Here is a 24,278-nt window from a genome sequence, read left to right as displayed (position 1 = left end):
CTTCACATCATTGAAATTTACCTGAAGCCCTGCGGTCTGCAACCTTCGTTCAACAAACCGGAAACGAACGAGGGAGGGCCGCCTTATGGGTGCCGACGCCGCCATCGGGCAGATCACCGACGCCAAGAAGAGGTACGCCGCCGGCGTGCTGAAATACGCCCAGATGGGCTATTGGGACGGCGACTACCAGCCGAAGGACACCGACGTCCTGGCGCTGTTCCGCATCACGCCCCAGGAGGGCGTCGATCCGGTGGAGGCCGCCGCGGCGGTCGCCGGCGAAAGCTCCACGGCCACCTGGACGGTCGTGTGGACCGACCGCCTCACCGCCGCCGACGTCTACCGCGCCAAGGCCTACAAGGTGGAGCCGGTGCCGGGGCAGAGCGGGCAGCATTTCTGCTGGGTCGCCTACGACCTCGATCTGTTCGAGGAAGGCTCGATCGCCAACCTCACCGCCTCGATCATCGGCAACGTGTTCTCGTTCAAGCCGCTGAAGGCGTGCCGCCTGGAGGACATGCGCCTGCCGGTGGCCTATGTGAAGACGTTCCGCGGCCCGCCGACCGGCATCGTCGTGGAGCGCGAGCGGCTCGACAAGTTCGGCCGCCCGCTGCTCGGCGCCACCACCAAGCCGAAGCTGGGTCTTTCCGGCAAGAACTATGGCCGCGTGGTCTATGAGGCGCTGAAAGGCGGGCTCGACTTCGTCAAGGACGACGAGAACATCAATTCCCAGCCCTTCATGCACTGGCGCGACCGCTTCCTCTATTGCATGGAGGCGGTCAACAAGGCCCAGGCCGAGACCGGCGAGGTGAAGGGGCACTATCTCAACATCACCGCCGGCACCATGGAGGAGATGTACCGCCGCGCCCAGTTCGCCAAGGAGCTCGGCTCCTGCGTCGTCATGGTGGATCTGATCGTCGGATGGACCGCGATCCAGTCGATCTCCAATTGGTGCCGCGAGAACGACATGATCCTGCACATGCACCGGGCGGGGCATGGCACCTACACGCGCCAGAAGACGCACGGCATCTCGTTCCGCGTGATCGCCAAATGGCTGCGCCTCGCCGGCGTCGACCACCTGCACGCCGGCACCGCCGTGGGCAAGCTCGAAGGCGACCCCATGACCGTGCAGGGCTTCTACAACGTCTGCCGCGAGGCGACGACGCGCAGCGACCTGGCGCGCGGCCTGTTCTTCGACCAGGACTGGGCCGGCATCCGCAAGGTGATGCCGGTGGCCTCGGGCGGCATCCATGCCGGCCAGATGCACCAGTTGCTGGAACTGTTCGGCGACGACGTGGTGCTGCAGTTCGGCGGCGGCACGATCGGCCATCCGGACGGCATCCAGGCGGGCGCCACAGCCAACCGCGTGGCGCTGGAGGCCATGGTGCTGGCCCGCAACGAGGGCCGCGACATCGCCAAGGAAGGCCCGGAGATCCTCATCGCCGCCGCCAAGTGGTGCCAGCCGCTGCGCGCCGCGCTCGACACCTGGGGCGAGATCACCTTCGACTACGCCTCCACCGACACGTCCGATTTCGTGCCCACCGCGTCCGTCGCCTGAGGAGGGAAACATGCGCATCACCCAGGGCACCTTCTCGTTCCTGCCGGACCTCACGCCGGCCCAGGTCACGGCCCAGGTTCAATACGCCTTGGACCAGGGCTGGGCGGTCTCGGTGGAGCACACGGACGACCCCCACCCGCGCAACACCTTCTGGGAGATGTGGGGCCCGCCCATGTTCGACCTCAGGGACGCCGCCGGCGTGGTCGGCGAGATCGAGGCCTGCAAGGCCGCCAGCCCCGAGCACTATGTGCGGGTCAACGCGTTCGATTCCAGCCGCGGCTGGGAGAGCGTGCGCCTGTCCTTCATCGTCCAGCGCCCGGCGCAGGAGAAGGGCTTCCGGCTCGACCGCACCGAAGGCGAAGGGCGCACCCAGCGCTACGCCTTGCGCCACCGCGCCGGCGCCTGACCCGAGAGCTTCACCAGCGCGGCTGTTCCCACCGCGCAACCTTGCCGAGGTTCGAGCCATGCCCACCGCAACTCTTTCCGCTCCGACCGCTGCGGCGCCGGCGAGCGTTGCAGAAGCGCGGCTCGACCTCGGCGCTCTCTTTGCCGACAGCGAGGTGCCGCAATTCCTCGCCGAGCTCGAGCGCGACCTGATCGGGCTGAGGCCGGTGAAGCGCCGCATCCGCGAGATCGCGGCGCACCTGGTGGTGGGCCGGGCGCGGGAGATGGTGGGCCTCACGTCGGGCGCTCCCACCCTGCACATGGCCTTCACCGGCAATCCCGGCACCGGCAAGACCACGGTGGCCCTGAAGATGGCGGGCATCCTCCACCGGCTCGGCTATGTGCGGCGCGGGCACCTGGTGTCGGTGACGCGCGACGACCTGGTCGGGCAGTATATCGGCCACACCGCGCCCAAGACCAAAGAGATCCTGAAGAAGGCCATGGGCGGCGTGCTGTTCATCGACGAGGCCTATTATCTCTACCGGCCCGAGAACGAGCGCGACTATGGCCAGGAGGCGATCGATATCCTGCTCCAGGTGATGGAGAACCAGCGCGACGATCTGGTGGTGATCCTCGCCGGCTACAAGGACCGCATGGAGCGCTTCTTCGAGAGCAATCCCGGCTTCCGCTCGCGCATCGCCCACCACATCGACTTCCCGGACTATGACGACGGCGAACTGGTCCAGATCGCCACCGCCATGGCGGCGGGCGCCGACTATGCCTTCGACGGGGAGGCGCAGGCCGCGCTCGCGGACTATGTGCGGCTGCGCCGGGGCCAGCCCAATTTCGCCAATGCCCGTTCGATCCGCAACGCCTTCGACCGCATGCGCCTGCGCCAGTCATTGCGGCTGTTCGAGGCGGCCGGAAGCGTCGACCGCGGCCAGTTGTCCACCATCCGCGCGGAAGACGTGACCGCGAGCCGCGTGTTCACGGGCGGCATCGACGCCCCGAGCGGGCCGGGCTGAGCCCGGCCGGCACAAAAACACCAGGACGGCCCGGCCAACGGGCCGCACGGAGGAAAACCCTCAGGGAGACCGCCATGCTGGAGAACACCGCCGAAACCCGGGCCGAGCCGGCCTTGCGCGACGCTATCGCCAAAGGACCCGTCAGGGGCATCACGCTTGACGCCGCCCTCGACGACTGGGCCGGCATGGACGCCCGGCGCCAGGACGTGGCCGCGACCATTGCCGCCTTGGCGCGCGGCGCGACGGCGCTCGCCCGGCGCATCGCCGAGGGGCCGCTCGCCGGCGATCTTGGCGCGACGCTCTCTTCCGGCGAGGCGGGAGAGGGCCAGAAGGCGCTCGACGTGATCGCCGACGAGATCCTGATCGCCGCGCTCCATGCCGCCCCGGTGGCGGCGGTCGCCTCCGAGGAGGACGAGCTGCCGGTGCCGCTGAAGGCGGACGCCCCGCTCGTGGTGGCGCTCGATCCGCTGGACGGCTCGTCCAACATCGACACCTGCCTGTCGGTGGGCACCATCTTCGCCGTGCTGCCGCGCCCCGAGGGCCTCGACGGCGCGGCGCCCGCGGCCTTCCTCCAGAGCGGGCGCGCGCTTCTGGCGGCGGGCTATGTGATCTACGGCCCGCACGTGGCGCTGATGCTCACGGTGGGCGCCGGCACCTGGCAGTTCGCGCTCGACGCCGAAGGCGTCTTCCGCCTCGCGGACGCCGCGGCGCAGGTGCCCCAGGGCACCGCGGAGTTCGCGGTGAACATGTCCAACTACCGCCATTGGGACACGCCGGTGCGGCTCTATGTGGACGACTGCATCGCCGGCCGCGAGGGTCCGCGCGAGCGCGACTTCAACATGCGCTGGGTCGCCTCCATGGTGGCGGACGCGCACCGCATCTTCCGGCGCGGCGGGGTCTATCTCTATCCGGGCGATGCCAGGAAGGGCTACGGCCAGGGGCGGCTGCGCCTGCTCTACGAGGCGTTCCCGGTCGCCTTCCTCATGGAGCAGGCGGGCGGGGCGGCGAGCGACGGCAAGAGCCCCATCCTCGATCTGACGGCGCGCGCGGTGCACCAGCGCACGCCGCTGGTGTTCGGCTCCAAGGACAAGGTGGAGCGCGTGGTGCGCTATCACCTCGCCCCCGCGGGCGAAGCCGACCGCGCGCCGTTGTTCGCGCGGCGCGGCCTGTTCATCTGAGCCGGAAGGAAAAACCCATGTCCGTCCGGCACCCCATCATCGCCGTCACCGGCTCGTCCGGCGCGGGGACCACCTCGGTGAAGCGCACCTTCGAGCAGATCTTCCGCCGCGAGGGCGTGAAGGCGGCGTTCGTGGAGGGCGACAGCTTCCACCGCTACGACCGCTATGAGATGCGCCAGCTGATGGCCGAGGAGGGCCAGAAGGGCAACCGCAACTTCAGCCACTTCTCGCCCGAGACCAACCTTTTGCCCGAGCTCGAGGCGCTGTTCCGCGACTATGGCGCCCACGGCACGGGGCGCGCCCGCCACTATGTCCACGACGCGGAGGAGGCCAAGCTCTACGGCGCCGAGCCCGGCCGCTTCACCGCCTGGACGGACATCGAGGAGGGCACCGACCTCTTGTTCTACGAGGGCCTGCACGGCGCCTCGATCACCGAGGGCGTCGACGTCGCCCGCCACGCCGACCTGAAGATCGGCGTTGTTCCGGTCATCAACCTCGAATGGATCCAGAAGATCCACCGGGACAAGGCGACGCGCGGCTATTCCACCGAAGATGTCACCGAGACCATCCTGCGGCGCATGCCGGACTATGTGCGCTACATCTGCCCGCAATTCACCGAGACCGACATCAACTTCCAGCGGGTGCCCACCGTGGACACCTCGAACCCGTTCGTCGCCCGGTGGATCCCGACGCCGGACGAATCCATGGTGGTGATCCGCTTCAAGACCCCGCGCGGGATCGACTTCCCCTATCTGCTGTCGATGATCCAGAACAGCTTCATGTCGCGGGCGAATTCCATCGTCATCCCCGGCAACAAGCAGGACCTCGCCATGCAGCTCCTGCTCACCCCCTTGATCCTGAAGCTCATGGACAGGAAGCACCGGGCCGGGTGAGGGCGCGCGCCATAGCGGCGCGGCACCCGCTCCCCCGCCCCGCCCCGCCCGCGGGAGGGGCGGCCGCGAGAGAATTCCTCCCGCTTCGGCGAGGGGCGCAATGAAACACCTCTCCCCCTTGCGGGGCGGGGCAGGGGGCGGGGATGTCCCCGACCGCCGCACAGAAACCGCACGAGGAGGACCGCCATGACCCCGATGAGCGCCGCCGCCGAGCCCCTGGCGGCCCCGCCCGCCGCCGTGGACCGCGCCCCCGGCGCGCTCGGCTGGCCCGTCACCGCCGCTTTGCGCGCGCTCGCCATGGACGCGGTCGAGCAGGCGAAGTCCGGCCATCCCGGCGCGCCCATGGGCATGGCGGAGATCGCCGCGGTGCTGTGGCGCTCCCACCTGCGGCACAATCCCGCCGATCCGTCATGGCCCGACCGCGACCGCTTCGTGCTCTCGAACGGCCACGGCTCCATGCTGCTCTACGCGCTGTTGCACCTCACCGGCTACGACCTGCCCAAGGACGAGCTGCGGCGCTTCCGCCAGCTCCATGCGAAGACCCCCGGCCATCCGGAATACGGCCTGACGCCGGGGGTGGAGACCACCACCGGCCCGCTCGGCCAGGGGCTCGCCAATGCGGTGGGCATGGCGCTCGCCGAGAAGACGCTGGCGGCCCAGTTCAACCGGCCCGGCCTTGCCATCGTCGACCACCGCACCTTTGTGTTCCTGGGCGACGGCTGCCTCATGGAAGGCATCAGCCACGAGGCGTGCTCGCTCGCCGGAAGGCTCGGCCTCGGCAAGCTCGTCGCCTTCTGGGACGACAACGGCATCTCCATCGACGGCAAGGTGGAGGAATGGTTCGCCGACGACACCCCGGCCCGCTTCGAAGCCTATGGCTGGCAGGTGCTGCGCGGCGTCGACGGCCACGACCCCGCCGCCCTCGACGCGGCGATCACCGCCGCGCTCGCCGACCCCGCGCGGCCCGTGCTCATCTGCTGCCGCACCACCATCGGCCGCGGCGCGCCCACCAAAGAGGGCCACCAGGACACCCACGGCGCGCCGCTCGGGGCGGACGAGATCGCCCGCGCCCGCGCCGCGCTGGGCTGGGACCACGCGCCGTTCGCGGTGCCGGCGGAGGTCTATGCCCAATGGGACGCGCGCAAGGCCGGCGCCGCCCGCCAGGCGGCCTGGGAGGCGCGCATGGCGGCCTATGCGCGCGCCTATCCCGCCGAGGCGGCGGACTTCCGCCGCCGGCTGTCGGGCGACCTCGCGGAGGGCTTTGCCAGCGTCTTCGCGGCGGCGCTCGATGCCGCCATGGACAAGCGCGAGACCACGGCCAGCCGCAAGGCGAGCCAGGCCGCGCTGGCCGCGCTGGCGCCGATCGTGCCCGAGCTGCTCGGCGGCTCGGCGGACCTCGCCCATTCCAACCTCACCACCTACCCGACCTCGAAGCCGGTGACGCGCGATCCCGCCGGCAACCAGGTGTTCTACGGGGTGCGCGAATTCGCCATGGCGGCGATCGCCAACGGGGTGGCGCTGCACGGCGGCTTCATCCCCTTCGTCGCCACCTTCCTGGTGTTCTCCGATTATGCCCGCAACGCCATCCGCATGAGCGCGCTCATGGGCCTTCGGGTGATCTACGTGCTGACCCACGATTCCATCGGCCTCGGCGAGGATGGCCCGACCCACCAGCCGGTGGAGCATGTGGAGAGCCTGCGCCTGATCCCGGGCCTCGACGTCTGGCGCCCCTGCGACGCGGTGGAAACGCTCGAAGCCTGGGGCGCGGCGCTCGCGCGCAAAGACGGGCCGTCCGCGCTCATCCTGTCGCGCCAGAACCTGCCCGGCCAGCCGCGCACGGCGGAACAGGCGGCCGCCATCGCCGACGGCGCCTACGTGCTGCGCGAGAGCGAGGGCTGCGTGCGCTGCGTGCTGGTGGCCACCGGCTCGGAAGTGCCGCTGGCGGTCGCCGCCGCCGACACGCTGGAGCTGAAAGGCATCGCCACCCGCATCGTCTCCATGCCCTGCCGCGAGCGATTCGAGGCGCTGCCCGAGACCGCGCGCGCCGCCCTGTTCCCGCGCGGCGTGCCGGTGGTGACGGTGGAGGCCGGCGTCACCCGCGGCTGGCGCGGCCTGTGCGGCACCCGCGGCGACGGCATCACGGCGCTCGGCATCGACCGCTTCGGCGAGAGCGCGCCGGAGAAGGACCTGTGGCCGCTGTTCGGCCTGACGGCGGACAAGGTGGTGGAGGCGGTGAAGCGGGCGCTGGGGTGAGGCTCCTCGTCTCCCGGCCGACCGAAACGGAGCGGACGCGCAGTGGAAGGAAAGCCGGGACGCAAGCGCAGAAGTTCGCCGAAGGCGCCTTGATCCGCAGCGTTCTGGGCAGAAGCCGGCGGCGCCGACTTCTGCCCTGTTCCCCGGATCCGCGCTCCAGCTGCGCTGTCGCTTGTCCGGGGAACAGCAACGGTAACGATCGAATCCAGAAGGAGAGGAAAATGGCCCTCGTTTCCCTGCGCCAGCTGCTCGACCATGCGGCGGAGCGCTCTTATGGCCTGCCGGCCTTCAACGTGAACAACATGGAGCAGATCAAGGCGATCATGGAGGCGGCCCGCGCCACCTCCTCGCCGGTGATCCTGCAGGGCTCGGCGGGGGCGCGCAAATATGCCGGCGAGCCGTTCCTGCGCCACCTGGTGGCGGCCGCGGTGGAGGCCTATCCCGAGATCCCGGTGGTGATGCACCAGGACCATGGCGCCTCGCCCGCCGTGTGCATCGGCGCCATCAGGTCCGGCTTCTCCTCGGTGATGATGGACGGCTCCCTGAAGGAGGACGGCAAGACCCCGGCGGACTATGCCTACAACGTCCAGGTGACCGCCCGCGTCGCCGAGCTGGCGCACGCGGTGGGCGTGTCGGTGGAGGGCGAATTGGGCTGCCTCGGCTCGCTGGAGACCGGCCAAGGCGAGGCCGAGGACGGCCACGGCGCCGAGGGCAAGCTGGCGCGCGAGGACCTGCTCACCGATCCGGACGAGGCCGCGCAGTTCGTCAAGGCGACCCAGTGCGACGCCCTCGCCATCGCCATCGGCACCTCGCACGGCGCCTACAAATTCACCCGCAAGCCCACCGGCGACATCCTCGCCATCGACCGCATCAAGGCGATCCACCAGCGCATCCCCACCACGCACCTCGTGATGCACGGCTCCTCCTCGGTGCCGCAGGAGCTGCTGGAGGAGATCCGCGCCCATGGCGGCGACATCAAGGAGACCTACGGCGTGCCGGTGGAGGAGATCCAGGAGGGCATCCGCCACGGCGTGCGCAAGGTGAACATCGACACCGACATCCGCCTCGCCATGACCGCCGGCATGCGGCGCGTGGCCGCGAAGAGCCGATCCGAGTTCGACCCGCGCAAGTTCCTCGCCGCCGCCATGGACGAGGCGAAGAAGGTCTGCGTCGCCCGCTTCGAGGCGTTCGGCGCGGCGGGGCAGGCGGACAAGATCCGGCCCATCGACCTCGACGACATGGCGCGGCGCTACGCATCCGGCACGCTGAGCCAGGTGGTGCACTGAGAGGCGGCGCACCGAGGCGCCGTTCCCCGGACCAGCGACGGCAAAGCCGGAGCGCCGAGCCGGGGTCCAGGGGAAAGGTCGGCGAAGCCGGCTCTTTCCGGGGCCGCGCGGAAGGAGCCGCCTTCGGCGCACCCTTGCGCCGATCGCTCCCGTCGGCCGGGGCACGAAGTACCGCCTCGGCCCGTTCAGTGGTTCAGGAGAATCCCATGGCCCGCCAGTCGCCCGTCATCGCCCCGTCCATCCTCTCGGCCAACTTCGCGCGCCTCGGCGCCGAGGTGGACGCCGTGCTCGCAGCCGGGGCGCAGTGGATCCATTTCGACGTCATGGACAACCACTATGTGCCCAACCTCACCATCGGCCCGCTGGTGCTGAAGTCGCTGCGCCCGCTCACGCGCGCGCCCATCGACGTGCATCTCATGGTGAAGCCGGTGGACGGAATGATCGAGGCGTTCGCGGACGCCGGCGCCGACCTGATCTCTTTCCACCCCGAGGCGAGCGAGCATGTGGACCGCTCGCTCCAGCTGATCCGCGCCAGGGGGCTGAAGGCGGGCCTGGTGCTGAACCCCGCGACGCCGCTCGCGGTGCTGGATCACACGCTGGACCAATTGGACCTGGTGCTGGTGATGTCGGTGAACCCCGGCTTCGGCGGGCAGGCCTTCATTCCCGGCGCGCTCGACAAGCTCGCCCGCATCCGCGCGCGGATCGACGCCAGCGGCCGCGACATCCGCCTGGAGGTGGACGGCGGGGTGAAGGTGGACAACATCGCCGCCATCGCGGCGGCGGGGGCGGACACCTTCGTCGCCGGCAGCGCCATCTTCGGCGCGTCGGACTATGGCGCCACTATCGCCGCCATGACGCGGGAGATCGAAGCGGGCCTCGGCGCGGCGCGGGCGGCGTGAGGCGCGCCATCGCCCGGCGCTCGCCCAGCGGGTTGGTTCGGAGGCTCGCCGCCGCCTCAGGCGGATTCGCCCGGAGGGCGGCGCGCGGCGGAGATCGCCGCCCTGAGGGCCGCCGCGGCGGCTTTGGGATCGCGGGCGGCGCAGATGGCGGAGACCACGGCGACCCCGTCCGCCCCGGCGCGGATCACGGCGCCGGCGAGATCCGCGTCGATGCCGCCGATGCCGACGATGGGAAGCGTCGCGAGCGCGCGCACGGCGGCGACGCCCTCGGGTCCGATGGCGGCGCCGGCATCGGCCTTGGTGCCGGTGGCGCGCACCGGCCCGACGCCGAGATAGTCGACGCCGGACATATCGGAGGCGGAAAATTCCGCCGGCGTGCCCACGGAAAGGCCGACGATGGCCTTCGGTCCCAGGATCGCGCGCGCGGCCTGGGGCGACAGGTCGTCCTGGCCCAGATGGACGCCGTCCGCGCCGGCGGCATGGGCCACGTCGACCCGGTCATTGACGATCAGCGCGATGCCGCGCGGCGCCAGCAGCGCCTTCAGCGCGCGCGCCTGCGCCACCAGGTCGCGGCCATGGGCATCGGGATCGCGCAGCTGCACCAGCGTGGCGCCGCCGGCCACCGCCGCGTCCACCGTCGCCGCGAGCCCGCGGGCGGCCACCTGGCGCGGATCGGTGACCAGATAGAGCGTGAGGTCGAAGGACTGGGGCATCGTTCGGTCCTGGGTTTGCGGCCGGCGCGGCGCAGGGTCTTCACCGGCGCCCCGCCTCGTTCTTTCTTGCCCGAGGGCGGCGGGCTCTCCCCGGCACCGCCCGGCTCCCCACCGGCGGGGAGGGCGAAGATCACGTCCGGCTCTATCCGAACCCGAGCCCGCATGAAACGTCGCTTGCGGCCAAAGTCCCGAATCGCCGCCGCCCATGGTTTTCGCCGAAACGGACCATAAGCTCACGCCGCCTTCGTCGCGCCGGCTCCCGCGCCGATCCCCTCGGGCGCCGGCCCGCCGGTCGCCCAGTCGAGCAGTTCCACCGTGTGCACCACGGGGATGTCCGTGCCCGAGCCGATCTGCGTCATGCAGCCGATATTGCCGGTGGCGATGATGTCGGGCTTCAGCGCCTCGATGTGGCCCACCTTGCGCGCCTTCAGGGCGCCGGCGAGGTCGCTCTGCAGCATGTTGTAGGTGCCCGCCGAGCCGCAGCAGATGTGGCTCTCGAACGGCTCGGCCACCTCGAAGCCGACGCGCCTGAGCAGCGCGGTGGGCGGACCCTTCACCTTCTGTCCGTGCTGGAGCGAGCAGGCGGCGTGGTAGGCGACGCGGCGGCCGAGGGGCGCGGGCGCTGCGGGCAGGTCCAGTGTGGCCAGCACCTCGCTCACGTCGCGGGTGATGGCCGAGACCCGCGCCGCCTTTTCCGCATAGGCCGGATCGAGGCGCAGCATGTGGCCGTAATCCTTGATCGGCGTGCCGCAGCCGGAGGCGGTGACGACGATGGCGTCGAGGCCCGGCCCCTCCATCTCGGCGACCCAGGCGTCCACGTTGCGGCGGGCGAAGGCGAGCGCCTCGTCCTCCCGCCCCATATGGTGCACCAGCGCGCCGCAGCAGCCTTCGCCGGCGACCCGCACCACCTCCACCCCGAGGCGCGTGAGGAGCCGGGTTGCCGCTTCATCGATCTGCGGCCGCAGCACCGGCTGGGCGCAGCCTTGCAGCAGCGCCACGCGGGCGCGGCGCGGGCCCTGGGCCGGCGTCGTGCCGGGCTGCCCGGCCGCGCTCGGCCCGTGCGGCAAACCGGGGGCGAGGCGCAGCATGGCGGCGAGCGGCTTCAGGCCCGGCACGCCTGCAAAGAGCCCTGCGAACGGCTTGCCCACGGCGGCGCCGAGCAGCGCCAGCCGGAAGCGCGCGGGATAGGGCAGCACCTTGGCCAGCAGGCCGCGGATCATGCGGTCGGCGAACGGGCGCCGGTAGGTCTTCTCGATGTGGACGCGCGCCCCGTCCACCAGGTGCATGTAGTTCACGCCCGAGGGGCAGGTGGTCATGCAGGACAGGCAGGAGAGGCAGCGGTCGATGTGCTTGACCACCTCGGCGGTCGCCGGCCGGCCGTTCTCCAGCATGTCCTTGATCAGGTAGATGCGCCCGCGCGGGCTGTCGAGTTCGTCGCCGAGCAGCACGTAAGTGGGGCAGGTGGCGGTGCAGAAGCCGCAATGCACGCACTTGCGCAGGATGTCGTTCGCCTCCTGGACGTGCGGATCGGCGAGCTGGGCGAGGGAGAAGTGGGTCTGCATGGCTCAGCCGTGACGCGAGGGAGCGGTGGAGATGATCGCGGAGGGGGCGGCGGGGCCGGCACCCCCCACCCTGCCCTCCCCCACAAGGGGGGAGGGTTCCGCGGCGTGCGGGATGGCGACGAGAGCTCTCCGCTGGAACGATGCACCCCCTCCCCCCTTGCGGGGGAGGGACGGGGTGGGGGGTGCCCCGGCGATCGCCATGTTCCGCGCCATCTCACACCCCCGCATGCATGCGGCCGGGATTGAGCACCCGTGCCGGATCGAAGCTCTCCTTCACGCGGCCGGAGAGCGCCGCGAGCGTCGGCGCCTGCGGCTGGAACACCGGCACGCGCGCCCGCTCCGCCGCCTCGGCGCGGATCAAGGTGGCGTGGCCGCCAAAGGGCGCGAGCGCGGCGCGCACCGCGTCCGCATGGCTCTCGGCGCCGGGAAGGCAGGCCCAGACGAGCCCGCCCGCCCAATCGCAATAGGTCTGCGCGCCCAGCGCGCGCGACAGGGCGGCCCCCAGCAGCGGCCCGCCGGTGGGGGTGGTGGAGATGCGCCACACCGCGCGCCCGCCGGTGCCCCAGAACGGCGCCGCGTCGCGCACCGCGCGCCACAGCGCCACCGAGGCCTCCTCGGCGATCACCGCGCCGGCGCCGAACGGGGCGAGCACCTTCAGCAGCATCGCCCGCCGCGCCGTGACCGAGGGGGCCACCCCCTCCAGCCGGAACACCACGGCGTCCGCGGCGCCGGCGAGCCCCGGCACGCGGGCCGCCACGTCGGCGGGCAGGAAGGCGGCGCCCGACACCTCGCAGGACGAGCCCATGGCCGCGCTCATGGCCTCGCCCGCGCGCGCGGGCGACAGGCCCGCCACCAGAACGCTCTCCTGGGTCGCCGGGCGCGGCAAAACCTTCAGCGTGATCTCGGTGATCACCGCGAGCGTGCCGAAGGCGCCGCACAAAAGCCGCGGCAAGTCGTAGCCGGTGACGTTCTTCACCACCCGGCCGCCGGACTTGAAGATCTCGCCCTGCCCCGACACCGCCCGCGCCCCCAGCGCGTGATCGCGCACCGCGCCGTGGCTGATGCGCCGCGGGCCGGAAAGGTTCACGCAGAACATCCCGCCGAACGTGCCGGCGCCTGCGTCCCCGCCCAAAAGCGGACCGAGATCGGCGGGCTCGAAGGCCAGCATCTGCCCGCGCGCGGCGAGCATTTCCTCGATCTCGGCGCGCGCCGTGCCGGGCCGCGCCGAGAGCACCAGCTCCTCCGGCTCGTAGAGCGTGACGCCCGCGAGCTGCGACAAATCGAGGGTGCGCGCAGTCTGGACCGGGCGGCCGAGGCTGCGCAGCGTGCCGCGCCCGGCGATCTCCAGGCTCTTGCGCTCGGCACGCGCGGCGCGCACCGCGTCGGCGACGCCGGCCTCGTCATAGGGGGTGATGATGTCGCCACTGGTGTCGCTCATGGTCGAGCCGCGCCGTCCGGGGTTCGATGAAGGCAGGGACGCCGCGCGCTAGAAGCGCGGCAGATCGGGGAAGGGCAATGCGCCGCCCGACACATGCATGCGGCCGAACTCGGCGCAGCGGTGCAGCGTCGGGAACACCTTGCCGGGATTGAGCAGGCCCTTGTCGTCGAAGGCGCATTTGAGGCGCTGCTGCTGGGCGAGGTCGACCTCGTTGAACATCACCGGCATCAGGTCGCGCTTCTCGATGCCCACGCCGTGCTCGCCGGTGAGCACGCCGCCCACCTCCACGCACAGGCGCAATATGTCGGCGCCGAAGGATTCGGCGGCGTCGAGCTCGCCCGGCTGGTTGGCGTCGTAGAGGATCAGCGGGTGCAGGTTGCCGTCGCCCGCATGGAACACGTTGGCGACCCTGAGCCGGTAGCGCGCCGACATCTCGCGCATGCGCGCCAGCACCAAAGGCAGCTCCTTGCGCGGAATGGTGCCGTCCATGCACAGATAATCGGGCGACAGCCGCCCCACCGCCGGGAAGGCGGCCTTGCGCCCGGCCCAGAAGCCGAGCCGCTCCTCCTCGCTGGTGGAGACGCGAAGGGTCGAGGCGCGGCAGTCGCGGGCGATCGCCTCCACCTCGCCGAGCAGGTGCGCGCATTCCGCCTCCGGCCCGTCCAGCTCGACGATGAGCAGCGCCTCCACGTCCAGCGGATAGCCGACGTTCACGAACGCCTCGGCGGCGGCGATGGCGTCCTTGTCCATCATCTCGATGCCGGCCGGAATGATGCCGGAGCCGATGATGCGCGCCACGCAATCGCCCGCATCCTCGGAGGTCGGAAAGCCCACCAGCAGCGCGCGGGCGGTGTCGGGCTTCTTGAGCAGGCGCACGGTGACCTCGGTGACGACGCCGAGCAGGCCCTCCGAGCCGATCACCACCGAGAGCAGGTCGAGCCCGCCGGCATCGAGATGCTTGCCGCCGAGCCGCACGATCTCGCCGGTGATCAGCACCAGCTCGACGCCCAGCACGTTGTTGGTGGTGAGGCCGTATTTCAGGCAGTGCACGCCGCCGGAATTCTCGCCCACATTGCCGCCGATGGTGCAGGCGATCTGCGAGGACGGATCCGGGGCATAATAGAAGCCGTCGGCTTCCACCGCGCGGGTGATGCCGAGATTGGTGACGCCCGGCTGCACCACGGCGCAGCGGTTGGCGTAGTCCACCTCCAGGATGGCGTTGAACTTGCCCATGCCGAGCAGCACCGCGTCCTCGAGCGGCAGCGCCCCGCCGGAGAGCGACGTGCCGGCGCCGCGCGGCACCACGCGGATCTCGTTGTCGTGGCAATATTTGAGCACCGCCGCCACCTGCGCCGTGGTGGAGGGCAGCACCACCACCAGCGGCAGCTGGCGGTAGGCGGTGAGCGCGTCCGATTCGTACGGGCGCATCTCGCGCGCGCCGGCGATCACCCCTTCGCCGGGCACGATGGCCCGAAGATCGGCGACGATTTCCTCCCGGCGGGCCAGCACCCGTTCATCCGCTTCCGGCAGCCTGAGGCCCGTCATGGCGGCATCCTTTAACGGTTCTATTCGGCGCCACTATAATCGGTTCAGAGGCAAAAGCTGTCGCTCATTGTTGCCTGTTGGGATAAAGTCGTTTCGAAATTGGAAAGGATCGGCGTTGCGGAAGCGGCCGGCCCGTGCGGACCTGAGCGATGATCGGCAATCTGGGCGATCTGGAAATCTTCGCGCGCATCGTCACCGCGGGCAGCCTGTCGGCCGCCGGGCGCGAGCTCGGCCTGTCCCCGCCGGTGGTGTCAAAGCGCATCCAGCGCCTGGAGGGGCGCCTCGGCGCGCGGCTGTTCCAGCGCACCACCCGCAAGGTCACGCTCACCGAGGCCGGCCAGGGCTTCTACGAGCGGGTGGTCACCATCCTCGCCTCCCTCGAGGAGGCGGAGAGCCAGCTCGCCCGCAAGTCCTCCGAGGTGCGCGGCCTGCTCAGGGTGGCGGCGCCCACCTCGTTCGGGCGCATGCACATCGCCCCCCATCTCGGCCCGCTGCTCGCCGCCAATCCCGACCTCGTGATCGACCTCGAACTGTCCGACGGCTTCGTCGACATCGTCGGCGAGGGCTTCGACGTGGCGGTGCGCATCGCCGACCTCGACGATTCGAGCCTGGTGGCGCGCCGCCTCGCGCCGGTGCACCGGGTGCTGTGCGCGACGCCCGCTTATCTGCTTGAGGCGGGCGAGCCGAAGACCATCGCCGACCTCGCCCGCCACACCCTGCTCGCCACCCACAGCCAGGACCCCTGGCGCCTTGAGGGGCCGGAGGGGCCGATCACCCTGCGCACCCATTCGCCGCTGCGCACCAATTCCAACGAGGTGGTGCGCGAGGCGGCGCTCGCCTCGATCGGCATCGCCTTGCGCTCCACCTGGGACGTCGGGCCGGAGCTGCGCTCGGGCGCGCTGAAGGTGGTGCTGCCGCGCTGGCGCGCCTCCCACCGGGTGGGGCTGTTCGCGGTCTATCCCTCGCGCCGCTTCCTGCCGCAGAAGGTGCGCGTGTTCATCGACCACCTCGCCGGCCTCTACGGCGCGGTGCCGCCCTGGGACGAGGGGCTGGAGCACCTGTTCGACCCGCGCGCGGCGGCGTGAGGGGGGCGGGAAGGCCGGGAGACGGCCCTGCGCTGGACGCATGGCAGGCGCGGGCACCGCAGCGGAAATCGGGTTGGTCCTTTCCCGCCGCTCGGCCATAAGGAGGCTCTTTCACAAGCCGGTCCTCATGACTGCCGCCAAAGCTCCCACCACCCTCACCTGGTCCGGCGCCCTGCAGGGCGCGCGCGAGACCATCCCCTTCATGCCGGGCCTTGCGGCGTTCGGCATGGCGTTCGGCGCCGCCGCCGGGCAGAAGGGGCTGACGCTGGCCGAGGCCGCCCTGTCGAGCGGCCTGGTCTTCGCCGGCCTCGCGCAGATGGTGGCGCTCGAAGGCTGGACGCGGAGCTGGACCTTCTCCTCGCTGCTCGCCCTCGGCTTGCTCACCTTCACCATCAATCTGCGCCATGTGCTGATGGCGGCCTCCCTGCGGCCCTGGCTCGGCCAGCTGCCGGCCTGGCAGAGCTACGGCTCGCTTTTGCTGCTGGCCGACAACAATTGGGCGGCGGCCATGCGCTACCGCGCCGAAGGCGGAGCGGACGCGGGCTATTTCGTCGGCGCCGGCGCCATCACCTGGGTGCTATGGGTGGTCTCGACCGCGGCCGGACACCTGGTGGGCGGCGGCGTGCCGGACCCCAAGGCGATCGGCATCGACCTCGTGGTGCCCGCCTTCTTCATCGCCATGCTGCTGCCCAATTGGCGCGGCCGGCGCGAGGCGGTGGGGTGGGGCACGGCGGCGGCGACCTCGCTCGTCGCCTCCTATGTGCTGCCGGGCTGGTGGTTCATCGCCGTCGGGGCCGTGGCGGGCGCATTAGTCGGCGGGTTCACCGATGAGCGCAATTGATCCGGGAACGCTGCTCGCCATCGGCGTCATGGCGGCCGCCACCATCTTCAACCGCACCGCCGGCTTCTTTCTGATGCGCCTCGTCCCGGTGACGCCGCGCGTGCGCCGGGTGCTGGACGCGCTGCCGGGCGCGGTGCTGGTGGCGCTGCTGGTGCCCAGCGCGGTCAAAGGCGATGCCGCCATGCTGTCCGGCCTCGCCGCGGCGCTGGCGGTGGCCAAGCTCACCCGCAGCGACTTCCTGGCGGTGATCGCCGCCATGGCGGTGGCGGCGGCGATCCGCGCCTTCCACTGACCAAGCGCGGCGCTCCGGCGGCCGATCCGCCGCCTCAGGCCAGCAGCCGCCGTGCCAGGACCAGGAGGGTGCAGGCGAGCGCCACCGCGAGGCCGAGATGCACCGCCCGCGCCGGCGGCACGGCGCGGTCCAGCAGCGCGTCGTCGGAAAGCTTGGGATTGACGAACACCTCCACGTCGCCGGGCGTGCCGTAGCGCCGCGCGAACGCGCCCGGGTCGGGCCACACGCCGGCCGGCCAGTCGAGCAGCGTCAGCCGGGAACTCTCATGGAGCCGGCCATCCACCGGGTAGCGGTAGCGCAGCCCCGGCGCCAGCGTGCCGAACGGGCGCGGCGCCGCGGGCAGCTGGACCACGCGGCCCCGAACCCTCGGCCAGTCGGCGACGCGGCGCGCCTTGGCGCGCGCACCGGCGGCGACGGCGGCGAACACCACGCCGCCGAGGGCGCCGAAGGACGCCAGATAAGCGAGGATGCGGACGACGGTCTCGAGCACGGCGGTTCCCCTGGCGCGCCGCGCCGCCCCGCTCCGGCGTCGGAGCCGGCTTCAGAGCGGCTTGGCGCTGCCGGTCACGGTGGGCGCGTTGGCGTTGGCGGAGCCGGGAGTGGCCGGCTCGGGCTTGGCCTGGGCGGGCGCCGCCGCGCCGGGTTCGGGCGTCGCGGCGGGCGCGACCGGCCGCGGCTTCGGCTTCGGCTTGGCGGTGATGGCCTGCACGGCGGAAATCACCTCGGCATGCAGGCGCGGCGACTTCTCGATGTTGAAATGGTCGATGGCGCCCGCCGCGTCGAGGTTGCGATTGTCGAGCCGCCCCTTGAAGCCCGGGCCGGTGGTGAGGCGCTTCCCGTAGCCGTTGGTCGACTGATAATAGTTCACGTACCGCCCGGCCGCCTTGCCGATCACGGTGACTCCCACCGGATCGAACGTCACCACCAAACGCGGTGCCGCGCCGAGCGCGGTCAGGCGCTCGCCCATCTCGATGGCGGCGTCGGCTCCCAGCGAATGGCCGACGACGATGATCGGCGCGTTGCGGTTCGCCCGGCTTTCGGCGGCGGCCTGGTCGGCCAGCTGCGGCCACACGCCGTATTCGTGCACCGTGGCGGTGATGCCGCGCGCGTTGAGCTTCTCGGCGAGGTCGTCCATGCCGAACGAGAACACGTTTGCCAATCCGCGCAGCAGATAGACGTGGCCGACGTGCTGAGCCGCGGCGGGACCGGCCGCGAGGCCGGCCGAAAGGAAGAGCGCGACGAGCAGCGCGGTGGCGGAGCGCAGGGCTGACATCATGAGGTCACCGTTCCAGATGGCGTCCGAGTTCTGCCGGCAAACCGGGCGCGGGGCAACAGGCGAGTGTTTGCCGGGCGCAACAATCCCCTGCGGCAGCGCGATTTTCGACCGGCGGCGTGGCACTTCTGCATCATTGGCACGCCGCCGGGGTACCGGCGCGCGGAAAGTCATGAAAAGCTCCTCCGCGCGCGAGGGAGCGCCGGTCGGCGGGCGCCCGATCCGCCGGAGCGGCGCTCAGCCCACCAGGAGGATGTGCAGGCTCCGCGGTCCGTGGGCGCCCAGCAGCAGCGTCTGCTCGATGTCGGCCGAGCGCGAAGGGCCGGTGATCCAATTCACCGTGCGGGGCATGGCGCCCTCCCCGAACCGCGCGCGCACGCGCGTCCACACGCTTTCATAGTCCGCCTCAACGTCCGCGGCGTCGAGCACCACCAGATGGTGGTCCGGCAAGAGGTTGAGCGTGCTCGGATTGTCGGCGCCCGAGAGCATCACCAGCGTGCCCGATTCGGCGACCCCGGCAAAAGCGTGGGACAGGCCCACCAGCTGGCGCCCGTCCGAGGCGCCGATCCAGACGTCGAGATTGGGCTCGTTCTGCCACGGCAGATCGGCGAGGCGCGGGTCGGCGCCGCGCAGGATGGTGGCGGGCAGATTGCGTGCCCGCAGATAGGCGGCGATGGCCGCGGGCACCGCGTCGGTCGTCGGCAGATGATCGACGCTCGCGGCGGCGGAAAGCGCCATCTCCTTGAACAGGGCGATCCGCTCGGCGGGCGGCAGCTGGGCCCGCGCCGGCACCACGCCGCGCGGATGCGCCGCGAGCCGCTGGCTGACCTCGAAGCGGCGCGGCGCCTCCTGGGAGGTGACGCCCAGCGCCCGGCGGATGGAGGCGATGACGGTGTCGCGCGAGGAGGTCATGCCGCGCCTCCCTCGGCCGGAGCGTGGCCGGCGGCGGCCTCGGCGCGCGCCAGCGCCTCGCGCTCCTTCCTGCGGCGCCATTGGGCCTGGAAGGTGTCGCCCTCGGGCGCCGGAAAGTCGCGATACTTGGTCCAGCCGCCGGCGAGCGGCAGCGTCGTGAAGCGGCCCTTGCCGCGGCCGAGCAGCGAAAGCGCGCCCATGGCGAGCCGCGTCGCCGGCCGGTAGAGCCAGCCGCGCCGCGCGAAGAAACCCCAGACGCCGAGGCCGAAGCGCTGCGGCGCCGGGGTGAGGTGGCGCTCGAACTCCTTCTCGCGCCAGTGGCGCATGAGCTTCGGCAGCGGAATGCGCACCGGGCACACCTGCTCGCAGCGGCCGCAGAAGGTGGAGGCATTGGGCAGGTTCGCGCCCTTCTCGATGCCGATTAGCGAGGGGGTGAGCACCGCGCCCATGGGGCCGGGATAGACCCAGCCATAGGCATGCCCGCCGATGGCGTGATAGACCGGGCAATGGTTCATGCAGGCGCCGCAGCGGATGCAGCGCAGCATCTCGCGCAGCTGGCCCGAGAGCATGCCGGAGCGGCCGTTGTCGAGGATCACCACATGGTACTCGCCCGGCCCGTCGGCGTCGGCGGCGCGGCGCGGGCCCGAGGAGAAGGTGGTGTAGACGCTCATCTCCTGTCCCGTGGCCGAGCGCGCCAGCACGCGCAGGAGTTGGCTCACGTCCTCCAGCGTCGGCACCAGCTTCTCGATCGAGGCGAGCACGATGTGGGCCTTGGGCAGGGTCTGGGTGAGGTCGCCATTGCCCTCGTTGGTGACGATGATGGAGGTGCCGGTCTCCGCCACCAGGAAGTTCGCGCCCGTCACCCCCACGTCGGCGGCGAGAAACCGCTGGCGCAGCTTGCCGCGCGCCTCGGCGAGCAGCGAGGTGGGCTCGGACAGATCGCGCCCGGCCGGCAGATCAGAATGCACCCGGCGGAAGTCCGCCTCCACCTGCGCCTTGGTGAGGTGGATGGCGGGAGCGATGATGTGGGACGGCGCCTCGCCGCGGATCTGGATCAGATATTCGCCGAGATCGGTCTCCACCGGCTCGATGCCGCGCGCCGCCAAGTGGTCGTTGAGGCCGATCTCCTCGGAGATCATGGACTTGCCCTTGGTCACCGTCCGCGCGCCGAGGCGCTCGCAGATGCCGGTGACGATGTCGCGCGCCTCGGCGGCGTCCACGGCGAAATGCACGTGGCCGCCCATCTCCTTCACCTTGGCCTCGTAGCGCTCCAGATAGAGGTCGAGGTGCGCGAGGGTGTGGTCCTTGATGTCCCGCGCGCTGTCGCGCAGGGCCTCGAACTCCGGCAGCTTGTCCGCCGCCGCGCGGCGCTTGCCGGTGAAGCCCGGCCCGACCTTGGCGAGCGCGGTCTGCAGGTTCTCGTCCGCCAGAGCGTGGGCGGCGTTGGCCTTGAAGGCGGGCGAGGTGATCTCGACGCTCATGGGGTCACGCCTTTCCGGCCGGTGCCGGCTCGCCGATGGCGGGGCCGTCGCCCATCCCGGCGAGCACCTCCGCCACGTGGCGCGCGCGCACCTGTTTGCCCATGCGCTGGAGCTTGCCGGCCATGTTCATGAGGCACCCGAGGTCGCCCGCGAGCAGGGTCCCGGCGCCGGTGGCGGCGATGTGGTCGGCCTTCTTGCCGACGATGGCGTCGGACACCTGCGGGTACTTGACGCAGAAGGTGCCGCCGAAGCCGCAGCAGGTGTCGGCCTCTTCCATCTCCACCAGCGCCAGCCCCTCGACCGAGGCGAGCAGGGCGCGCGGCTGGCGCTCGACGCCCAGCTCGCGCAGGCCCGAGCAGCTGTCGTGATAGGTCACCGCGCCCTCATGGGCGGCCGCCACGGCGGTGACGCCGCGCACGTCCACGAGGAAGGAGACGAGCTCGAACACCTTGGCGCAGAAGCGGTCCACCCGGCCCATCCAGTCCGGGTCGCCGACGAACAATTCGGGATAGTGGACCTTGATCATTCCGGCGCAGGAGCCCGAGGGGGCGACCACGTAATCGAAGCTCTCGAAGCCGGCGATCACCTGCTCGGCGAGCGCGCGGGCGGTCGCGCGGTCGCCGGAATTGAAGGCCGGCTGGCCGCAGCAGGTCTGGCGCGGCACGTCCACCTCGCAGCCGGCATCCTCCAGCAGCTTGGCCGCGGCGAAGCCCACCGACGGCCGCAGCGTGTCCACGAGGCAGGTGCAGAACAGGCCGACGCGGGGCGCCTTGCCTGCGTCCGTCTCGGTCGGGGAAGCTGGATGCATGGGGACCTGGGACCTTTGAGGCCGGACCGGAGACACGCGCGGCGGCTGCGGCGCGGCAGACCGCTCCTTAGAACGATCCTATAGCACCGGAGGGCGGCCGGCGGAAAGCGAGCGGCGCCGCCGTCAGGGGGCGATCTCGATCACCGCGCCGGGCGCAAGGCGCGCCACCAGGCGCTTCAGGTCCGCCGGCCCGAGCGCCACGCAGCCCTCGGTGGGCCGCAAGCCAGGCCGCGCCGCGTGGATGAAAACCGCTGAGCCGTGGCCCGCGACGCGCGGGCGGGTGTTGTGGTCGAGCACCAGCACCAGGTCGTAGAGCGCGTCGCCGCGCCACAGGCGCTCGTGGGAGGTGGAAACCGGCAGCTTGACCGGTCGGTTGTAGCGCCGGTCGGCGGGGTCGTCGCTCCAGCCGTCGTCGGGGCGGATGGCGGCGAGCGGCAGGCGCGTCTTGGGCCGCGCCATGCGGTCGGGCCGGTAGAGCGCCCTCAGGATGCGATAGCGGCCGACCGGCGTGCGGCCGTCCCCCTCCCGCTTGCGCGCGCCCGGGCCGGCGCGGCCCAGCGCCACGGGAATGGCCCGCCCGCCGGCGATCAGCAGGCCGCGATGGCGCCCGCCCGGACGGCGGCGCACCTGGATACGGGAGATGCCCACAGGTGTTTCACCCTTCATGCCCCATCAATTTACCTGTAAAGCTCGCCGCGGGGGTCGAGAAATTTGCATGCCCGCGCCGGCATGCTGTACTTGCGCGATTCGCGCGCCCGAAAGGGCGCAGGAGGAGTGTCATGGCCAATGCCTGGAAGATCCTGGTGGTCGAGGACGACCCGGAGCTGCGCGACGCATTGGTCGAGCAGCTGACGCACCAGGAAGAGTTCGAGCCGGTCCAGGTCGAGACCGCCCAGGGTGCCATCGACGCCGCGCGGAACGGCGCCATCGACATCGTCATCATGGACGTGGGCCTGCCCGACATGGACGGCCGCGAGGCGGTGCGGCAGATGCGCCGCAACGGCTTCAAGGCGCCGATCCTGATGCTCACCGGCCACGACACCGACAGCGACACCATCATGGGTCTGGAGGCCGGGGCCAACGACTACATCGCCAAGCCGTTCCGCTTCGCGGTGCTGCTGGCGCGCCTCAGGGCCCAGATGCGCTCCCACGAGGCGAGCGAGGACGCGGTGTTCGCCATCGGCCCCTATTCCTTCCGGCCCGGCGCCAAGCTGCTGCTCACCGAGCGCGGCTCGAAGATCCGCCTGACCGAGAAGGAGACCGCGATCCTGCGCTATCTCTACCGCGCCGGGAAGACGCCGGTGCCGCGCGAGACCCTGCTCCAGGAGGTCTGGGGCTACAATTCCGGGGTCACCACCCACACGCTCGAGACCCACATCTACCGCCTGCGCCAGAAGATCGAGCCCGATCCCTCGAACCCCACGCTTCTCGCCACCCAGGCCGGGGGGTACAAGCTCGTCCCGTGAGCAGAGGCCGCCCGTGATGCCCGCCCGCCGAAAGACCATCCCTTGAGCCTGGAGACGGACATCGCCCTGCTTCGGCAGGTGCCCACCTTCGACATCCTGAACGGCGAGGCGCTGCGGATCCTTGCCATCAGCTCGGAGCAGAAGGTGCTGGCCGAGGGCGAGGTGCTGTTCAAGGCCGGCGACGCGGCCGATTGCGGCTATGTGCTGGCGTCGGGCCGGATCCAATTCGTCAAGGAGAAGCCGGACGCCGCGCCGGAGCTGCTGCACGAGGTGGGACCGGTGGCGCTGATCGGCGAGACCTCGCTGATCCTCGCCAACACGCGGCCCGCGACCGCGATCGCCGCCGCGCCGAGCGTCCTCATCCGGCTGTCGCGCTCCACCTTCGTGCGCACCCTCGAAGGCTTTCCGGACGTGGCGCAGCGCATGCGCAAGATGTTCGCCGACCGCCTGGAGGAGACCCTCAGCGCCCTCGGCGGCGTGGCCGAGCGGCTGGAGAGCGAGGGCCTCGGCCCGCGCCGGCGCTGAGGGGCTTCCCCTTCACCCGAAGGTCAGCGCCACCGGCACGTGGTCGGAGGGCTTGTCCCAGGCGCGCGCCTCCTTCAGCACCGTCATGGCGCGGGCATAAGGCGCGAGGCTGCGGCTCGCCCACACATGGTCGAGGCGGCGGCCGCGGTCGTTCACGGTCGGGTCGGGCGAGCGGTAGCTCCACCAGGTGAACAGCTTCTCGGCCGGCGGCACGATGTCCCGCATCACGTCCACCCAGGGTCCGGAGGCCTGGAAGGCGCCGAGCCGCTCCACCTCCACGGGCGTGTGGCTGACCACGGTGAGCAGCTGCCTGTGGCTCCACACGTCGGTCTCCAGCGGCGCGATGTTGAGGTCGCCCACCACCACCGCGTGGCGCCCGGCGTCGGCCGCGTCGGCGCGCAGGGCCGGCCACTGGGTGATCTCGTCCAGGAAGGCGAGCTTGTGGGCGAATTTGGGGTTCAGCTCCGGGTCCGGCACGTCGCCGCCGGCGGGCACGTAGAAATTGTGGATCGTCACCGGTTTGCCGAGCCCGGCCTCCGGCCCGAGCGTGACGCTCACATGGCGCGCATCGCCCTTGCCGCAGAACTCGCCCCGCGCGATGTCGAGGAAGGGATGGCGCGAGAAGGTCGCGACCCCGTGCCAGCCCTTCTGGCCGTTGAGCGCGATGTGGTCGAAGCCCATGTCGCGGATGGCGCCGAGCGGGAACTTGTCGTCCTGGCACTTGGTCTCCTGCAGGCACAGGACGTCCGGCTTCAGCCGCTCCACCACCGCGCGGACGATGGGAAGGCGGATGCGGACCGAATTGATGTTCCAGGTGCAGACGGTGAGGGACAAGGCGGCGGGCGGGTCTGATCGCGGGAGGGGGTC

General features: G+C 71.2%; 24 protein-coding genes. 13 read left to right on the top strand and 11 right to left on the bottom strand.

What is annotated here, in order from left to right:
• The first annotated feature begins 85 nt into the window (after positions 1–85).
• The 8 genes from ABLE88_RS12470 (at position 86) to rpe (ending at position 9,470) form a co-directional block, all read left to right on the top strand.
• A complete protein-coding gene (locus ABLE88_RS12470) occupies positions 86–1,552 on the top strand; it encodes a form I ribulose bisphosphate carboxylase large subunit (protein ID WP_348832007.1) in 1,467 nt (488 codons plus the stop codon).
• A 10-nt stretch (positions 1,553–1,562) separates the two neighbouring features.
• Complete coding sequence (locus ABLE88_RS12465; RefSeq protein ID WP_348832006.1) at positions 1,563–1,958, top strand: ribulose bisphosphate carboxylase small subunit; 396 nt, start codon at positions 1,563–1,565, stop codon at positions 1,956–1,958.
• Positions 1,959–2,016: 58 nt separating this feature from the next.
• Entirely contained in the window at positions 2,017–2,961 is a 945-nt protein-coding gene (gene cbbX / locus ABLE88_RS12460; RefSeq protein ID WP_348832005.1) for a CbbX protein, read from the top strand.
• A gap of 74 nt (positions 2,962–3,035) precedes the next feature.
• Positions 3,036–4,139, top strand: a complete 1,104-nt coding sequence (locus tag ABLE88_RS12455) for a class 1 fructose-bisphosphatase (RefSeq protein WP_348832004.1) — start codon at positions 3,036–3,038, stop codon at positions 4,137–4,139.
• Positions 4,140–4,156: 17 nt separating this feature from the next.
• Complete coding sequence (locus ABLE88_RS12450; protein WP_348832003.1) at positions 4,157–5,032, top strand: phosphoribulokinase; 876 nt, start codon at positions 4,157–4,159, stop codon at positions 5,030–5,032.
• A 195-nt stretch (positions 5,033–5,227) separates the two neighbouring features.
• Positions 5,228–7,285 (top strand): transketolase, encoded by a 2,058-nt coding sequence (gene tkt / locus ABLE88_RS12445; RefSeq protein ID WP_510182894.1) that lies wholly within the window; start codon positions 5,228–5,230, stop codon positions 7,283–7,285.
• Positions 7,286–7,506: 221 nt separating this feature from the next.
• Positions 7,507–8,571, top strand: coding sequence for a class II fructose-bisphosphate aldolase (gene fba / locus ABLE88_RS12440; protein WP_348832001.1), 1,065 nt, complete (start codon positions 7,507–7,509; stop codon positions 8,569–8,571).
• Positions 8,572–8,777: 206 nt separating this feature from the next.
• A complete protein-coding gene (gene rpe, locus ABLE88_RS12435; protein WP_348832000.1) occupies positions 8,778–9,470 on the top strand; it encodes a ribulose-phosphate 3-epimerase in 693 nt (230 codons plus the stop codon).
• Positions 9,471–9,526: 56 nt separating this feature from the next.
• On the opposite strand, the gene thiE is transcribed toward rpe, so the two are convergent.
• The 4 genes from thiE to ABLE88_RS12415 all read right to left on the bottom strand — a co-directional run bounded on the left by thiE (position 9,527) and on the right by ABLE88_RS12415 (position 14,728).
• Positions 9,527–10,183, bottom strand: coding sequence for a thiamine phosphate synthase (gene thiE, locus ABLE88_RS12430; RefSeq protein ID WP_348831999.1), 657 nt, complete (start codon positions 10,181–10,183; stop codon positions 9,527–9,529).
• Positions 10,184–10,416: 233 nt separating this feature from the next.
• Positions 10,417–11,745: a glycolate oxidase subunit GlcF gene (gene glcF / locus ABLE88_RS12425; RefSeq protein WP_348831998.1), complete on the bottom strand. Its 1,329-nt coding sequence runs from the start codon at positions 11,743–11,745 to the stop codon at positions 10,417–10,419.
• Between the two features lie 214 nt (positions 11,746–11,959).
• Positions 11,960–13,183: a glycolate oxidase subunit GlcE gene (glcE, locus tag ABLE88_RS12420; RefSeq protein ID WP_348831997.1), complete on the bottom strand. Its 1,224-nt coding sequence runs from the start codon at positions 13,181–13,183 to the stop codon at positions 11,960–11,962.
• Between the two features lie 48 nt (positions 13,184–13,231).
• On the bottom strand, positions 13,232–14,728 hold the full coding sequence (locus ABLE88_RS12415; RefSeq protein WP_348831996.1) for an FAD-linked oxidase C-terminal domain-containing protein: 1,497 nt from the start codon (positions 14,726–14,728) through the stop codon (positions 13,232–13,234).
• A gap of 149 nt (positions 14,729–14,877) precedes the next feature.
• On the opposite strand from ABLE88_RS12415, the gene ABLE88_RS12410 reads away from it, so the two are divergent.
• The 3 genes from ABLE88_RS12410 (at position 14,878) to ABLE88_RS12400 (ending at position 16,946) form a co-directional block, all read left to right on the top strand.
• Positions 14,878–15,813: a LysR family transcriptional regulator gene (locus tag ABLE88_RS12410; RefSeq protein WP_348831995.1), complete on the top strand. Its 936-nt coding sequence runs from the start codon at positions 14,878–14,880 to the stop codon at positions 15,811–15,813.
• A 127-nt stretch (positions 15,814–15,940) separates the two neighbouring features.
• On the top strand, positions 15,941–16,654 hold the full coding sequence (locus ABLE88_RS12405; RefSeq protein ID WP_348831994.1) for an AzlC family ABC transporter permease: 714 nt from the start codon (positions 15,941–15,943) through the stop codon (positions 16,652–16,654).
• Positions 16,641–16,946, top strand: coding sequence for a branched-chain amino acid transport AzlD family protein (locus ABLE88_RS12400; protein ID WP_348831993.1), 306 nt, complete (start codon positions 16,641–16,643; stop codon positions 16,944–16,946). The genes ABLE88_RS12405 and ABLE88_RS12400 overlap by 14 nt, the downstream gene beginning before the upstream one ends.
• A gap of 34 nt (positions 16,947–16,980) precedes the next feature.
• Here ABLE88_RS12400 and ABLE88_RS12395 read toward each other — a convergent pair whose 3' ends face one another.
• The 6 genes from ABLE88_RS12395 to ABLE88_RS12370 form a co-directional block, all read right to left on the bottom strand.
• A complete protein-coding gene (locus ABLE88_RS12395; protein ID WP_348831992.1) occupies positions 16,981–17,436 on the bottom strand; it encodes a DUF3592 domain-containing protein in 456 nt (151 codons plus the stop codon).
• A 51-nt stretch (positions 17,437–17,487) separates the two neighbouring features.
• Complete coding sequence (locus ABLE88_RS12390) at positions 17,488–18,222, bottom strand: alpha/beta hydrolase family protein (protein WP_348831991.1); 735 nt, start codon at positions 18,220–18,222, stop codon at positions 17,488–17,490.
• 234 nt (positions 18,223–18,456) lie between these two features.
• Positions 18,457–19,131, bottom strand: coding sequence for a LutC/YkgG family protein (locus ABLE88_RS12385; protein ID WP_348831990.1), 675 nt, complete (start codon positions 19,129–19,131; stop codon positions 18,457–18,459).
• Positions 19,128–20,612: a lactate utilization protein B gene (locus ABLE88_RS12380; RefSeq protein WP_348831989.1), complete on the bottom strand. Its 1,485-nt coding sequence runs from the start codon at positions 20,610–20,612 to the stop codon at positions 19,128–19,130. The genes ABLE88_RS12385 and ABLE88_RS12380 overlap by 4 nt, the downstream gene beginning before the upstream one ends.
• Before the next feature lie 4 nt (positions 20,613–20,616).
• A complete protein-coding gene (locus ABLE88_RS12375; protein WP_348831988.1) occupies positions 20,617–21,420 on the bottom strand; it encodes a (Fe-S)-binding protein in 804 nt (267 codons plus the stop codon).
• A 123-nt stretch (positions 21,421–21,543) separates the two neighbouring features.
• On the bottom strand, positions 21,544–22,086 hold the full coding sequence (locus ABLE88_RS12370; protein WP_348831987.1) for a L,D-transpeptidase family protein: 543 nt from the start codon (positions 22,084–22,086) through the stop codon (positions 21,544–21,546).
• Between the two features lie 113 nt (positions 22,087–22,199).
• Between ABLE88_RS12370 and ABLE88_RS12365 the strand changes: the two genes are divergently transcribed.
• Both ABLE88_RS12365 and ABLE88_RS12360 read left to right on the top strand, forming a co-directional pair.
• Entirely contained in the window at positions 22,200–22,886 is a 687-nt protein-coding gene (locus tag ABLE88_RS12365; protein ID WP_348831986.1) for a response regulator transcription factor, read from the top strand.
• 42 nt (positions 22,887–22,928) lie between these two features.
• The gene (locus tag ABLE88_RS12360) at positions 22,929–23,411 is read left to right on the top strand and encodes a cyclic nucleotide-binding domain-containing protein (protein WP_348831985.1); all 483 of its coding nucleotides are present in this window, start codon (positions 22,929–22,931) and stop codon (positions 23,409–23,411) included.
• Between the two features lie 12 nt (positions 23,412–23,423).
• Here ABLE88_RS12360 and ABLE88_RS12355 read toward each other — a convergent pair whose 3' ends face one another.
• Positions 23,424–24,245: an exodeoxyribonuclease III gene (locus tag ABLE88_RS12355; RefSeq protein ID WP_348831984.1), complete on the bottom strand. Its 822-nt coding sequence runs from the start codon at positions 24,243–24,245 to the stop codon at positions 23,424–23,426.
• Positions 24,246–24,278: the final 33 nt, after the last annotated feature.

Source organism: Xanthobacter luteus (assembly GCF_040049235.1).
In the GTDB taxonomy this organism is placed as follows: Bacteria; Pseudomonadota; Alphaproteobacteria; order Rhizobiales; family Xanthobacteraceae; genus Xanthobacter.
Note: the sequence above shows the minus strand (reverse complement) of the source record. Positions and strands in the feature narration are given on the sequence as shown.